Raw genomic sequence first — 14,138 nt, forward strand, 5'->3', positions numbered from 1 at the left:
CTCGCCGTCGAGCTTGATGTAGTTCAAACCGTGCTTCGACGCCTCGACCTCGAGAGGATCCTCCTCGGCCCGGTCGCGCAATTCTTTGAAATCAGGATGACGGAAGAGCGCGCTGTCGTCGAACGACATCTTGGCGTCCAGCGCCATCACGTCGCCGGCGCCGGTCACCAGGAGTGGGTTGATCTCGACCAGCGAAGCATCGCTCGCCAGGTAGGCCTTGACGAGCGCGCTGACCAGCTTGGCAGCCTGCTTGGCGGTGCCACCGGCGAGACCCAGGCGCCGCGCCACCCGGCGCGCCTGAAACGGCTGGATGCCGAGGTGCGGGTCGATGAGCTGGCGCACGATCGCCTCCGGCGTTTTCTCGGCGACCTCCTCGATGTCCATGCCTCCCGCGGCCGAGGCCATCACCAGAGGACAGCCGCTCTCGCGGTCCAAGAGAACACTCAAGTAGAGCTCCTGAGCGATGTCCACGGCCTCTTCAATCAGCAGGCGCCGGACCTTCTGCCCCTCGGGACCGGTCTGTTTGGTGACCAGTTGCATGCCCAGAATCTGGCCCGCCATCTCTTCTGCTTCCGCCGGTGAGGCGGCCAGCTTGACGCCTCCGCCTTTGCCGCGACCGCCGGCGTGGATCTGAGCCTTGACTACGCACTTGCCATCGAACTCCGCACAGAGCTTGCCGGCCTCGGCCGGGTCCTCGGTCATCTTGCCTCGGGGCGTCGCCACGCCGTACCGACGCAGGATCTCCTTGGCCTGATACTCGTGAATCTTCAAATTGTTCTCCGGTGGTTTTCGTTGCGACGCGAGAGCCGCGAACGCCTCTCGGGGGCGGCAGCTTATCATCGGGGACACGGCTTCTTGGTGTTCCGACACGGAGGTCGACCGCTGCACCATCCTCGGCTGAAGGAGCACCGAGTGGGCCTCGAAGGGAGCCTCTCTATCTACTGATGGCCCCCGAAGAGGCAGCACCGGCGGCCTCTATCGGTAGCGTGAACAAGGAGTTGTGAGCGACGCCAAGACGGTCGACACGGAGGTCGACCGCTACAACCGCATCGTCCCACGGACACCCGCAGCCCAAGGTCGAGACCCTTCGCCTCGCTCGAGGGCAAGCGGAGCCCTATCGCTATTGAGACTCTGGCGGTCAGGGAAGCCGCAGCACGAGCACTGTCAGGTCGTCGTCGCGCGGCCCGGGACCGGTGAACTCGTCGAGATCCGCGAGCACGCCCCGGCGAAGCTCTTGAACCGAGCCACCGGCATGCCTCTTCAGGCTCCGCTCCAGCCTCTCGAATCCGAACAGCTCATCGGTCGCGCGATCTCGAGCCTCGACCACACCGTCGCTGAACATGAACAGGTAGTCGCCAGCTTCCAGATTGGCCGAGCGCACCCGCACGTCGATCTCGTCGCGCACACCCAGAGGATAGGACACCGACTCGAGTGCTTGGACTTCGTTTCGACTCGAGATCCGGTATGGGAAGAGATGGCCGGCGCTGGCAAAGAACATCTCGCGCTTCGCCGGATCCACCAAGGCATAGCAGAGGGTGGTCAGCAGTCGCTTGCGGGCGCTCTGATAGACCATGCGATTCAACGTCGAGAACACCGCCTCGACCTCAGGGTTGAACGTCACCTGCACCGAAAGAGCCGATTTGGCCATCGACATCACCAGGCCGCTCGAGACTCCGTGGCCGGCGACGTCTCCTACCGCCACCGCCAGGCGGCCATCTTCCAGAGCCAGAACATCGTAGAAATCGCCCCCGACCTCCGTCGCGGGAAGATAGCTGTGGGTCATCTCCACACCGTTCAGCTGCGGGGGCAGCTCGGGAAGGATCGACGTCTGGATTCTGCGAGCGGTCTCGAGCTCCACCTTTTGGCGCTCGCGGTCGGCGATTCGGCGCACGTGCGGCGGTACGTCCTCGTAGCGGTAGAGAAACTCCCGCCCGCTCCATAGGTGGCGCACGCTCACGATGAGCGGAGCCGACACCGCCAGCAGCGCCAGCGAAGCTTGGAACTGCATCGCCGGATCGGCGACGCCAAGAAAAGGTCCGGCCCCGAGAACGATCAGCACGGTCATCTGGGCCAGGATGCTGGTCATGATGCCGTAGCGTACGAAGAGCACAACGAAAACCAGCGGCGGCAGGATCCAGAAGACGGGGCTCCAGCTGGTCGGGAACACGAACTGCATCGGAAAAAAGAGAAACGCGCCGACCACCGTCGCCACGATCGCCGCGCCCCAGATTCCGATGCGCCGCTCGAGGTACGAAACCAGAAACAACCGGCCGAAGAGGCCGCCGTAGAGCCCGGCCACGATTGCCGAGGCCAGCAAAGGAACACTGAACCAGGAGGCACTCTCCCACCACAGCCCGAACAAGAACGCGGTGGAAGCCCATGCGCCGTAGCCGCGGACCAGTGCCGCCAGGGCCAGGAGCGCGGCCGAGACCAGCAGGCCCGCCACCAATCCCCTCAGAGAAGAGCGAGCGAATGTCGCGTTCAGCCAACGGCCCTGAAACAGGGCGTCGAAGGCCGCAAGCCGATGAGGGTGGTTGGTCCGACACAGCGACTCACCCACCGACCAGCTCAAGAAGCCGGCGAAGCCCAGCGGGAAGAAATAGAGAAGCATGAGCTGGAACACCACGACGAATGTCGTCTGCGGCCGCGTCAAGACGCCGATCGTCACGCCCGCGGACACGACCCGCCCGCAGAAGAACAAGATCAAGGCGCCGCAGAAGATGGCCGCGGCCAAAATCTGCAGGCCTCTTCGCACACCGATCTCGCCGGCGTGGTACCGACGGACAAACGGAACCGCGATCAGGGGAACCAGCAGAACCGCCATGAAGATCCAGGCCTGTTGCAGAAGCGTCAGCGTCTGAAGAGTGCGCTGAAACGCTTCGCGCCCCGGGTCGTCGAAGTACCGAGCAAAGCCGGTGAGCTCGTTGCCCGCGAACAGGACTTCCAGTCCGTAGTCGAAATCCTCGCCCAGAACCGACTCCCGATCTCGATACCGCAACACACGATCGGTTCGCGCTTGAAGCTGCCGTTGACGGATCTGGGACGGGTCGAAGTCCGCGAGGTCGAAGCCCTGCTTTCCCAAGAAGGCGTCCGCTCGACGGGCGGCCTCGGCGTCGGTGATGTCCGGCCGGGCTTCGTCGGGAGGCACTCTGCGGCGGAGCTCCGAGACCTCGGCGTCGCCCCTGACCCGGACACGGTACTCCCATTCATTGGACGGCGAGTCGCGCCTGTAAACCACGACTTCCCATATCAGAAGCTCGCGCCCCGGCGCGCTCTGGCGAATCTCGTCCCGGCTGGCTTCGGCCGCCTGAAGCATCGGCTCGAGCACCGGTGTCGAGTTGAGGCGAGCCAGCACGTAGGGCCTCGACGGCAGCTCGCCCAGGTCTCGAATCCTCTCCAAGGCGATGTCTACGGCTTCTTCCTTGGATACCGTCCAGTCGGTGGGAAAGAGCGGATAGGCGCGCGGAAAACTCCACATCACGGCGAGCGCGGCGAGCAAACCGGTTGCGACCCAAATGAGGTCGCGACGGCGGCGGTTGGAATCCGTGTTCATGACCAAGCCGGCAACTCCCTTGGAATTATCTCAGGTGTCGATACGCCGCCGCCGGGACAAGGTTGCAGCCCGGGAAGCGAAATCCACCGGCCCTAGAAACTGGCGATAATCGTCTCGGCGAATTCCGAGGTCTTGACCTTGGTCGCACCCTTCATCTGGCGCGCCAAGTCGTAGGTCACTCGCTTCTCGCGAATCGCCGCAGCAATGCCGGATTCGACGAGGTCCGCGGCCTCGCCCCAGCCGAGCCACCTGAGCATCATGACTCCACTGAGAATCAAGGAACCCGGGTTGACCTTGTCCTGCCCCGCGTACTTCGGCGCGGTGCCGTGGGTCGCCTCGAAGAGGGCTAGGCCGTCGCCCTCGTTGCTGCCGGGCGCCATTCCCAGCCCACCGACCTGGGCTGCGAGCGCATCCGAAAGATAGTCTCCGTTGAGGTTGGTGGTCGCGATCACCTGATACTCGGCGGGCCGCAACAGCACCTGCTGGAACATGGCGTCGGCGATCCGGTCCTTGACCAGGATCTTGCCTTCCGGGAGCTCGCCATCGAACTCGTCCCAGAGCCGCGCTTCGGTCACCGTTTGATCCTCGAACTCCGTCCTGGCAACTTCGTAGCCCCAGTCCTTGAAGGCACCTTCGGTGAACTTCATGATGTTGCCCTTGTGCATCAAGGTGACATCGGTCCGGCCCTGGGCGACAGAGTACTCGAGCGCCTTGCGCACCAGCCGTTTGCTGCCTGTGGCCGAGACCGGTTTGATGCCGACGCCCGAGTCTTCCCGAACCCGCTTGCCCAGCTCCGCTCGCAGAAACTCGATCAGCTTCGCCGCCCCGGTCGATCCTTCTTCCCATTCGATACCTGCGTACACGTCTTCGGTGTTCTCGCGAAAGATCACCATATCGACGAGCCTCGCGTCCTTGACCGGGGAGGGCACACCCTTGATGTGGCGCACCGGACGAACGCAGGCATAGAGATCCAGGACCTGCCGCAAGGTCACGTTCAAGCTACGAAAGCCACCGCCGACGGGAGTCGTGAGCGGCCCCTTGATACCGACCCTGAAGTGCTTGAGCGCTTCGATCGTGTCCTGAGGCAACCACTCGTCGTACTCTTCCTTGGCCTTCTCCCCGGCGAAAACCTCCATCCAGGCAATCGACTTCGAGCCGCCGTAGGCTTCTGCGATCGCTCGATCGAGCACCAGCTTGGTCGCCCGCCAGATGTCAGGTCCGATGCCGTCACCTTCGATGAAGGGGATGACAGGCCGTTCGGGAATCTCGAGAACGCCCTCGCGCCAGGTAATCTCTTGGCCATCTGCGGGCGCCGTCAATCGACCGATGTTCTTGCTCACCTCGTGCGTCCTCCAGGGGGCTTTGAGCCGCGCGCTCAAGTTGCGCGGGCTATGCAGGCTACCACAGCGATCGGCGTGGTAGATTGACCGGCCCATGGACTGGACCGAGCTTCTGCAGGCCGCAAGAGAGGTGCGCGAGCACGCCTATTGCCCGTTCAGCAACTTCCCTGTCGGTTCGGCGATCCTGACCGAGGACGACAGCGTCTTCACCGGATGCAACGTCGAAAACCGCACCTTCGGGCTGACGGTCTGTGCCGAACGCGTGGCCGTACTATCAGCCGTCGCCCAGGGCCACCGCGCGATTGCCGCGGTGGCGGTGGTCACCGACACCGAGCCGCCCTCGCCGCCGTGTGGACAATGCCTGGAGGTCCTGACCGAGTTCGGGCGACCGGATCTCCCGGTGCTGCTCGCCAACGTCCAGGGTGATAGCAAGGAGTATCGACTCAGCGATCTTCTACCCCACCCCTTCGAATTCCCGCCGGGATCCGAAACCTAGGTCGGAAGGGACACCACCTAAGTGGCGTTCCCGAGCTCGACGAAGTCTGGCTCGACGGCCCGGTCGATAATGCCGGCCTCGAATCCGCGCCGGAGGAGCTGCCGCACGGCGGCCCGGCCGGCTTCACCGTAGTCGCGGGTCCACTCGTTGACGTACATGCCGACGAAACGATCCGACCTTTGTCGGTCTTGCTCGATGTCCCGGGCATAGCGGATCGCGTAGTCAAGAGCCGGCTCGCGGTGATCCAGAGCGTAGTCGATGCTCGCTCGGAGCATTCTGGAGAGCTGAACCTGCATCTCGGACGAAAGGTCCGAGCGAATCGCGTTGGCGCCCAGCGGCAGCGGTCCGCCGGTCTCATCCTGCCACCAGGCTCCGAGATCCACCACCGCCTGCAAACCCCGGTCACCCCAGGTCAGCTGGCCCTCGTGAATCACGACGCCGGCGCGGGCCGAGCCCGACTCGACAGCCTCGAAAATCTGATCGAAAGGCACCACGGTGGTCCGCACCTGCGGGTTCCAGAGTTTGAGAGCGAGATGCGCCGTCGTCAGCTTGCCCGGAATGGCCACCGTCTGGCCCGAGAGGCCCTCGCGGTCGACATCGTCGGTGGCGACGACTACCGGGCCGTAACCGTCACCGAAGCTGGCGCCACAGGGCATCAAACGGTACCGATCGGCCAGATAGGGATAGGCGTGAAAGGAAATGGCCGTGATCTCGTACTTGCCCTCGAAGGCCGCGCGATTCAGAGTCTCGATGTCGTCCAGCTGATGCTCGACCTCGAGTCCGCCGGTGTCGACCAGCCCCTGGGTCAGGGCATAGAACATGAACGCATCGTCCGAATCCGGGCTGTGAGCGATTCTGATCTTGGTTGGGTCTGGCAACTGTTGTCTCCCTCAATACCGTATCTCAACCGGCTCTTTCGGCCGGTCTCGGCTCATTCGTGTCCCAGATCTCACTCTGGACCAGCTCGAGATCGGGAGCAAGCTCTCCCACCGCCTCACCCTCGTGATTCCTGAGCTCCTTTCCGTAGAACGGCGACAGCTGCTCGAACTCGGCCAGGCTGAGACAGCCCGCCTGACGCAGGAGCTCTATGACCACCGCATCGCGGCATTCTTCGGTCCCGTCAGCGATCTTGATCGCAATCCCCAGAGCAACTGGACCCCGGACGGCAACGCCGTAGAACCCCTCGGCTCCCTCCTTGCCGATCAACCGGCCGCCCGTGACCCGAATGAGCTCGGTCGTAAACCGACCCGGCCCGGCGACCATGTCCGGATGCGCTGCCATGGCTTCGATCACTGCTCTCGAGTGCGGGACCAGGTCTTCGGCGACGCCGCCGGCTTTCGGGTCGGCCAGACAAGCGTATAGACGCGCGGCCTGGGCGGTGGCAACCCGGAAGCTCGGCAGCCCGCAACCGTCGACTCCGGTTTGGATCTCCTCGGTTTCGATGCCGGCAAACTCCGCGACCAGGCCCAGCACCTTCTGCTGCAGCGGGTGCCCCATCTCGCTATAGCCCTCGGTCGGCGAATTCAGGAGCAGACAGGCCATCAACTGCCCGACGTGATTGGCCGAGCAGTTGTTGTGCAAGCGGCTCGGACTCTCGCCCTGTTCGCGAAGGGCGGTTGCGGCCTCCTGGCCGAGAGGGGGATGAATGCCGCAAGTCAGGCTCTCCTCCAAAATTCCGTTCCGATCCAGAAGCCCCCGCACCGCCCGCACGTGCTCGTCGGAGCCGGCATGGGAAGAGCACATGAGCGCAATCTCCGCCTGGGAGAGGCTAAAGCGCTCTCTGCCGCCGGCAACCAGGAGCGGAAGAAGCTGAAGAGGTTTGGCGGCCGAGCGCAGGAAGACCCTGCGCTCCGAGTCGCCCAGACTACCGACGATGCGGCCGTCGGGAGTGGTGACGACAGCAACTCCGAAATGGGTGTTTTCGGTCCAGCTACCGCGCACCGTACGGGCAACCCGCGAGAAACCCTCACTCACGGCGTTGCGATACTCCCGGCCGGCAAGGCTCTAGACCGACACCAAAGCGAACATGCCCGCCTGGTAGGCGGTGATCTTGCCTGTGATAGCCGACGCCGCCACGGTCAGCGGCGAAGCGAGATAGAGCCGGCCCGGTCCCGATCGGCCTTTGTAGTTGCGATTGATCGCCGAGATGCTCACCTGGTCCTCTCGATCCGATACTCCCGGGCCGCAACCGATGCAGGCTCCGCAGCCGGGCTGAATCAGCCGAACTCCGGCCTTCTCAAAGGTCTCGATGAAGGCGTTCTCGCAACAGTACTCTTCGACTTCCCGCGAACCGAACTGGATCAGAAAGGAAACCCCCGGTGCCACCGACAGGCCATTGTCGACCGCTTCCTTCACGACCCGATGGTAGAAGACCAGGTCATCGATCTTGCCCGCGGTACAGCTACCGCCATAGGCGATGTCGATCTCGACGTCACCGATCTCGTCCACGTAGGCGCCATTTGTAGGATCGGAAGGGACTCCGATATCGGGATTCCCGGGATGGGCGACCATCGGACGAATGCTTTCGAGGTCGAGGGTGTAACGCCCGCCGTCGTAGTGAGCTTCGGCGTCGGGACGGATCGACGCTCGCTCGAGGTCCGCTCTCGAGAGCTCGCGGCGGCGTGCGAGGATCCATTCGTAGGTCCTGTCGTCGGCTTCGACGATTGCCGTGCGAGCCGAGCATTCGGTGGCCATGTTGGTGAGGGTCGCGCGCTCGTCCATGGACAGACTGGCCAGACCCGGCCCGCCGAACTCCATCACACGTTTGAGCGTCTTCTGCGGCTTGGCGTACTCCAGCAGGACGTACAGCATCAAGTCCTTGGCAGTGACGCCCTCTCGAAGACCACCGACCAGGTCGAAGCGGATCGACTCCGGAACTTCCACGGTGGTGAATCCGGAGTGGATCAGGTTGGCGTACTCGGTGGCTCCAACTCCCCAGGTCAGAGCGTTGTTGCATCCACCCATGCAGGTATGGCTGTCGGTGGCCTGGATGAACTGTCCCGGTGACACCAGACGTTCGCGCGCGACTTCATGACAGATTCCCGGCGAGACTCCGTCCTTGGCCGAGAAATCCTGAACATCGGAGTGATCCCGAAACACGAGCTGAAGCTCGCGCAACGTGTTGATCTTCTCGACGAAAGGCATCATCTTGGGGACCTCGTCGGCGTAGATCAAGTGATCCTCGAAGATCGCGAAGCGGCCGGGGTCCTTGAGCACGTAGTCGGCGCCGTACTCCTGCTCCAGGAAATAGTGGACCTGCGCCGTGGTGAACTCGTGCGAGTAGCCACCGTCTACGTCGACCACCATGGCGTCGCCCGGTTTCACGTATTCACGCTCCGGCTCCGCATGGCGCGCGAGAATCTTCTCGCACATGGTCATGCCCCGCGGCCCGGTCTCAACCGGCGGGAGCTCGATCTCTCCGCCGGCAAGTGCCCTCGAGAACGCGAACAAGCCCCCCGCGCGGATCTTCAGCTGCGTGATCGGATCGTGGCCGGCCAGGAAGTCCTCGAGCGGCACGCCTTCGCCCGCCTCCAGACGCCGAAGTACCTCATGACCGGCCATCAAGACACCTTGGTTGATGTTGTTGGCGGCGTGAATCGGGGCAAAGGAGGCCGCGATCGCGATTCGGATGCCGCACCACTTCTCGGCCTGGACCGCGGTCTCGCGCGAGCTGCCGACGCCTTTCCGATACCCCGACACGATGACCTCGAAGCCGCCCTTCATGAGCTCCTCGTGCCCGAAGAGCCTCTCGCCGTCGACGATCAGGCCGGCATAGGCATCCCGAGCGATGTCCTCGGGCCGGTGCGAGAAGCAGACCCAGGCCGGCGTCATGGCGTCGGTGTTGATGTCGTCGAGAAGGTCCGCCACCGTCAGGTGGGCCATCTCCAGATCGAGCTCGCCGGCGAGCTGTCGGCGAATCAGCTCGGGATCCTTGGTGAGGTAGAGAACCCGTTTGCCGGGAGTGAGTCGAATGGTCTCTGGTGGCCTCAAGGCGGGGATCTCCGATCGGCGGAGTCTATCGCGCTTCCGGCTTGGGCCTGGTCGGAGTCCAACGAGCGGCGTCCAAGCGCTCGCTTCGGCTGCCACTCGGCAGAGCAGCCGGCCAGGGGCCGCCTCGGGCTGACGCCGGACCCGGCCTCGCCAGCGCTCGAGCCTCTCGGCTCGTGCGATCCGGCGGGCTCCTGAAGAGGCCGTCTCGGGCGCTTTGCGCGTCTCCTCGCGCTCGAGAAAGGGGGCAGATCGGTCGCGACAGAGGGTATTCTTCGGACTGCTGATCTCGAGAACCTGATGCAGGGTGAACGTTCCCTTTTCTCTCCCGCTGCGGTGCGGGCAAATCGCTTGTCCTCGTCTCCCCCTCCAGTCGCCACGCCGGATCCTCGCACCGCCTCAAACGGCTCCGCGCAGGCAAGGCCGAGACCGGCTCTTCACATCGAAGGTCGCTGCCCTGCCGATCGGCGCCTGTCAGAGAGGCGCCCCATCAGGAGTCGCCGAATTGCCGGTTCCGCGCGCCCTAGAGCTTGTCGGCGACAATCGCCAGGATCTCGGCCTCGAGCTCGGCGGCCTGGTCTTCGAGGCTTTTGCCGCGCGCGATCAGATCGGCTGCCAGGGATTGGTCCTCCAAAGCGCTCGCGTTGATCCTGACGTTCAAATACGCGCCTCGCACCGCGGCGCGCGCACACAGCGCGCCGACCCCGGCATCGGACGCCGAGGCCGGATTGCCCGACTCGGCCATGGCCTTGAGCAAGGGCATCGACTCGACCGCCTTTCCCATGACTTCGAGAGGAACCTCCATCGCCTGCCGTGCCGCCGTCTGGACGGCTGCGTCGCGGTGCTCTCGTTCGGACTCCGAACCCTTGGGCAGACGGTGGGCGGCGATCACCGCGTTGAAAGCCTCGGTGTCCCGGTCGACCAACTCGAGCAGAGCCGCGTAGGTTAGCTTGCCGTTCACGGCCCAAATCGAGAACTCCTCCCAACGCTCGTCCCAGCCGCGCTTGTGGGCGGACAGGTTGGCGACCATCGTGCCGAGTGCCGCGCCCAGCGCCCCGACACCGGCCGAAACCGACCCGCCGCCCGGAGCAGGAGACTCGGAAGCGGTCTCTTCCGTGAACCCGACGACGGTCTTCTCGACCAGCTTCGGCGCCGCGGGAAGGAGCGTACCGAGCCGATACTCGATGATCTTCTCGGCGGGATCGAAGGGCTTCAAATCGTCGAGCCCAAGAGACTTCACCGCGATCCTGATGATCTCGCTGTCGGGAACGCCCAGTGACATCTGTTGCTTCTCGAGGTAGTACCGGCCCGCGTCGAGCATGGCCTTGAGAGGCACCAGTCCGACCAGCTCAGAGCCGGTGACTCGAATCCCCCTGGCTCGGGCCCGCGCGCAGACCTCATCGAACGCGACATGGATCGGCGTCGTCTTGACGTCGGTCAGGTTCATCGATATCTGCGCGATTCCGTACTCCTCGATGTACCAACCGATCGCCTTGACCGCCTTGAGGGTGCCCGGGGTGTAGACCGCCTCGCCGTTGTCGTCTCGGACGATCTCGCCGGTCAGCGGATGGCCCTTTCTCTCGACCCGGCCTCGTTCGCGCACGTCGAAGGCAATCGCATTGGCTCGCCGGGAGGAGGTCGTGTTGAGGTTGATGTTGTAGGCGACCAGGAAGTCTCGCGCGCCGACGGCGGTGGCCCCCGACCGCGGCTTGAACTCGCCGGGGCCGAAATCCGGACGCCATTCGCTGCCGGACAGTCTGCGCTCGAGGCCCTCGTACTCGCCGGCTCGAACCGTCGCCAGGTTTCTTCGATTCTCGGACAGCGCCGCGCTCTCGTAACAATAGACCGTGAGGCCGACCTCCTCTCCCAGCCGCTTGGCCAGCTTGCGGGCCCACTCGACGGTCTCTGCCATGGTGATGCCGCTGACCGGCACCAATGGACAGACATCGAGAGCTCCGAACCGCGGGTGTTCACCGTGGTGCTGCCGCATGTCGATCAACTCGGCCGCCACCCGCGCCGCCTGAACCGCGGCCTCGACCACAGCCTCGGGCGCCCCCGCAAACGTCACCACGGTCCGGTTAGTGGCCCGCCCCGGATCTACATCCAGAAGGGCGACACCCTCGACCCGCGCGGCGGCATCGGTGATCTGACCGATGACCTCCGCGTCGCGCCCCTCGCTGAAGTTCGGAACGCATTCGATGATCTGCTGCATAAGGTGGTCCTCCTACCGGCCCGCCGAAGAAAATGGTAGCAGGGTCAAGATAGACTGGAGGTACGACGCATTCGAAGCTCCGGCTCGTGACCATGTGCGGACGCTACACCCTGACTTCTCCTCACGACGTGGTCGCGGAGTACTTCGATACGGGCACAGCGCCGGAGCTGCCCGCTCGTTACAACCTGGCTCCGTCTCAGGAATCGATCATCGTCGCGCCGGTGGAGCGAAGCGGCCGGCAAGCTCTGCTTGCGCACTGGGGATTCACGCTCCCCCGAGCCGGAAAGAGTCGGCTGGTGATCAACGCCCGCTCCGAGGATCTCGAGCACCGGCCGGCGTTCAGGGAGAGCTTCGCCAAGAAGCGCTGTCTGGTGCCCGCCAACGGCTTCTTCGAATGGACCAAGATCGGTCGGACCAGGCAGCCCTACTACTTCACCTCGCGCGAATCGCCGCTGCTCGCGTTCGCCGGTCTCTGGACCGAGGATGCGTCCGCCCGGCTGTCCTACGTCGTCCTTACGACCGTGGCCAACGACATCGTGGGCCGGATTCACCCCCGAATGCCGGTCATCCTGGGCAGGAATCACCAGGCCGATTGGCTTCATCCCGGCCGCCTTTCCGAGTCTTCCGCCCGCGCCATATTCCAGCCCTGGCCGGCCGGCGACACGTGCTCTGAGGCGGTCGGAATCAGGGTCAACGATGTGGTTTGCGACGAGCCCGATTGCATCAAACCGCTCGCGGGCCCGGTTGACCTCTTTACGAATTAACTTTATGATTATGTCTTAATCACAACCAATGTAACCACGAAATTTCGGTAGGAACCCCATGTCAGACAACCTCCTCGAGCAGCAGAAAGACCGAAAGCAGCGCATTCTGGCCATCGACGACGATCCGGAAGTGCTGGAGCTGATCACCGCTACTCTCGAAGACGCCGGCTACGAGGTGATGACCTCGGAAACCGCGGAGATGGCCCTCAATCTGATGAACGACGAGGGGCTTCCTCACCTGGCGGTCATCGACATTCGCCTGCCAGGCCTGGATGGACTCTCGCTCTGCCAGCGAATCCATGACATCAGCGACGTCCCGGTGATCATGCTGACAGTGGTCGACGACGAAGACACCGTGGTCAAGACGATCGAGCAATACGCCGACGACTACATGATCAAACCGTTCAATCCAGCCGAGCTGGCCGCCAGAGTCGGGCGCATCCTCAAGCGAATCGGCGACTTCTCGTACACGATGCAAGCCATGATCGTCATCGACGAGAATCTGTCGGTCGACTTCGTACGACAGAAGGCGATCATCAACGGCAGGCCGCTCGCGCTCACGCCCACCGAGACCAAGCTGCTCTACATCCTGATGCAGAACGCCGGCAAGACGGTCTTGACCAGCTACATCCTGGCCCGGGTCTGGCCCAATCAGAGCGCCGACGAGAACACGCTGCGAGTTCACATCCATCGGTTGCGCCAAAAGATCGAGGTGGCGCCCAGCCGGCCGCGCTACATCGTCACCGAGCGCGGCGCCGGCTACAGCTTCATCGATCCCAAGGAAGCCGCGAGCGGCTCCCTGTAGCCGGGCGGTAGCCCGAGCCGCTGATCGCGGATTCGATTCAGCGACCGCTCCGTTGACTTGCCGCGAGGGCGCGGCCACGCCCCTGAGAGTGGACTCCCACCCATCCAGGTGGTGCACCCACGGCGATAGGGGTCCAGAATAGATGCAGCGGATCCCGAAACATCGCAACTCCGGCCGCGTGAGCGTTCGACGGCAACGATCACTTGACAGAACCGAAGCGAAATAGAAAGCGATCCATGTGCCGTTCCAGATGGCTCGGAGGTGTTCTCCTTTGGGTGATGGTGGCAGCAGGCGCCCCGCATTCGAATGCCGTCGTACCCGAGTTGCTCAAGGACATCAACCAGACACTAGTAGGGTTCTTCGTATCTCAGAAGGCCGATGTCAACGGAACACTTTTCTTTTCCCAACGGGACGCAACCCACGGTGTCGAGCTGTGGAAGAGCGACGGCACCGAAGCCGGCACCGTCCTGGTCAAGGACATCCGTCCGGGAGCCAGCTCCTCCTATCCGGTGTACCTCGCGAACATAGGCGGCACATTTCTCTTTACCGCGTACGACGACGCTAACGGCCGTGAGCTGTGGACGAGCGACGGTACAGAGGCCGGCACCGTTCTGGTCAAGGACATCAACCCCGGAGCCGGCTCATCCGATCCATGGATCGAGCCCGCGGAGGTCAATAGCATCGTCTTCTTCTCAGCCGACAACGGCATCAACGGTCGTGAGCTGTGGACGAGCAACGGCACCGAGGCCGGTACGCTACTGGTCAAAGACATCAACCCGGGGGAGGACTCTTCCTCCCCGTTCGACTTCACCGAAACCAACGGCATCGTACTTTTCGCAGCCCGCGACGGCACCTCCGGCTCGGAGCTTTGGAAGAGCGACGGTACCGAGGCCGGCACCGTCCTGGTCAAGGACATCCAGCCAGGAGACAGCGGGTCGAGTCTGTGGAACTTCACAAATGTCAACGGCATCCTGTTTCTTA

The 14,138-nt window shown here is 63.7% G+C and carries 11 protein-coding genes; 4 read left to right on the forward strand and 7 right to left on the reverse strand.

What is annotated here, in order from left to right; all coding sequences use genetic code 11:
• The 3 genes from sucC to icd all read right to left on the reverse strand — a co-directional run.
• On the reverse strand, nt 1–771 hold a 771-nt coding region (gene sucC / locus GY769_20770), incomplete at its 3' end, for a succinate--CoA ligase subunit beta (GenBank protein ID MCP4204352.1).
• Between the two features lie 367 nt (nt 772–1,138).
• Complete coding sequence (locus GY769_20775; protein ID MCP4204353.1) at nt 1,139–3,553, reverse strand: PP2C family protein-serine/threonine phosphatase; 2,415 nt, start codon at nt 3,551–3,553, stop codon at nt 1,139–1,141.
• Between the two features lie 92 nt (nt 3,554–3,645).
• Nucleotides 3,646–4,989 carry an isocitrate dehydrogenase (NADP(+)) gene (gene icd / locus GY769_20780; protein MCP4204354.1) on the reverse strand — a complete coding sequence of 448 codons (1,344 nt, stop codon included), beginning with the start codon at nt 4,987–4,989 and terminating at the stop codon, nt 3,646–3,648.
• Between icd and GY769_20785 the strand changes: the two genes are divergently transcribed.
• Nucleotides 4,988–5,389 carry a cytidine deaminase gene (locus tag GY769_20785; protein MCP4204355.1) on the forward strand — a complete coding sequence of 134 codons (402 nt, stop codon included), beginning with the start codon at nt 4,988–4,990 and terminating at the stop codon, nt 5,387–5,389. The genes icd and GY769_20785 overlap by 2 nt on opposite strands.
• Nucleotides 5,390–5,406: 17 nt before the next feature.
• Here GY769_20785 and GY769_20790 read toward each other — a convergent pair whose 3' ends face one another.
• From GY769_20790 to ftcD, 4 genes are all read right to left on the reverse strand, one after another.
• A complete protein-coding gene (locus GY769_20790) occupies nt 5,407–6,267 on the reverse strand; it encodes an ABC transporter substrate-binding protein (GenBank protein MCP4204356.1) in 861 nt (286 codons plus the stop codon).
• Nucleotides 6,268–6,292: 25 nt separating this feature from the next.
• Complete coding sequence (locus GY769_20795; GenBank protein MCP4204357.1) at nt 6,293–7,363, reverse strand: asparaginase; 1,071 nt, start codon at nt 7,361–7,363, stop codon at nt 6,293–6,295.
• A 30-nt stretch (nt 7,364–7,393) separates the two neighbouring features.
• Nucleotides 7,394–9,271: an aconitate hydratase gene (locus GY769_20800; protein ID MCP4204358.1), complete on the reverse strand. Its 1,878-nt coding sequence runs from the start codon at nt 9,269–9,271 to the stop codon at nt 7,394–7,396.
• A gap of 628 nt (nt 9,272–9,899) precedes the next feature.
• The gene (gene ftcD / locus GY769_20805; protein MCP4204359.1) at nt 9,900–11,588 is read right to left on the reverse strand and encodes a glutamate formimidoyltransferase; all 1,689 of its coding nucleotides are present in this window, start codon (nt 11,586–11,588) and stop codon (nt 9,900–9,902) included.
• Nucleotides 11,589–11,680: 92 nt separating this feature from the next.
• On the opposite strand from ftcD, the gene GY769_20810 reads away from it, so the two are divergent.
• The 3 genes from GY769_20810 to GY769_20820 form a co-directional block, all read left to right on the forward strand.
• A complete protein-coding gene (locus tag GY769_20810; GenBank protein ID MCP4204360.1) occupies nt 11,681–12,352 on the forward strand; it encodes an SOS response-associated peptidase in 672 nt (223 codons plus the stop codon).
• 58 nt (nt 12,353–12,410) lie between these two features.
• Nucleotides 12,411–13,157 carry a response regulator transcription factor gene (locus tag GY769_20815; protein ID MCP4204361.1) on the forward strand — a complete coding sequence of 249 codons (747 nt, stop codon included), beginning with the start codon at nt 12,411–12,413 and terminating at the stop codon, nt 13,155–13,157.
• Between the two features lie 236 nt (nt 13,158–13,393).
• On the forward strand, nt 13,394–14,138 hold a 745-nt coding region (locus tag GY769_20820), incomplete at its 3' end, for a hypothetical protein (GenBank protein ID MCP4204362.1).

The sequence above is a fragment of the bacterium genome, from assembly GCA_024224155.1.
GTDB lineage: Bacteria > Acidobacteriota > Thermoanaerobaculia > Multivoradales > JAHEKO01 > CALZIK01.

What these genes read in the sequence shown, in the direction of transcription:
- ftcD (MCP4204359.1), bottom strand. Translation starts at nt 11,588, where the DNA reads ATGCAGCAGATCATCGAATGCGTTCCGAACTTCAGCGAGGGGCGCGAC.
- GY769_20815 (MCP4204361.1), top strand. Translation starts at nt 12,411, where the DNA reads ATGTCAGACAACCTCCTCGAGCAGCAGAAAGACCGAAAGCAGCGCATT.
- GY769_20800 (MCP4204358.1), bottom strand. Translation starts at nt 9,271, where the DNA reads ATGGCCCACCTGACGGTGGCGGACCTTCTCGACGACATCAACACCGAC.
- GY769_20775 (MCP4204353.1), bottom strand. Translation starts at nt 3,553, where the DNA reads ATGAACACGGATTCCAACCGCCGCCGTCGCGACCTCATTTGGGTCGCA.
- icd (MCP4204354.1), bottom strand. Translation starts at nt 4,989, where the DNA reads ATGGGCCGGTCAATCTACCACGCCGATCGCTGTGGTAGCCTGCATAGC.
- GY769_20810 (MCP4204360.1), top strand. Translation starts at nt 11,681, where the DNA reads ATGTGCGGACGCTACACCCTGACTTCTCCTCACGACGTGGTCGCGGAG.
- GY769_20785 (MCP4204355.1), top strand. Translation starts at nt 4,988, where the DNA reads ATGGACTGGACCGAGCTTCTGCAGGCCGCAAGAGAGGTGCGCGAGCAC.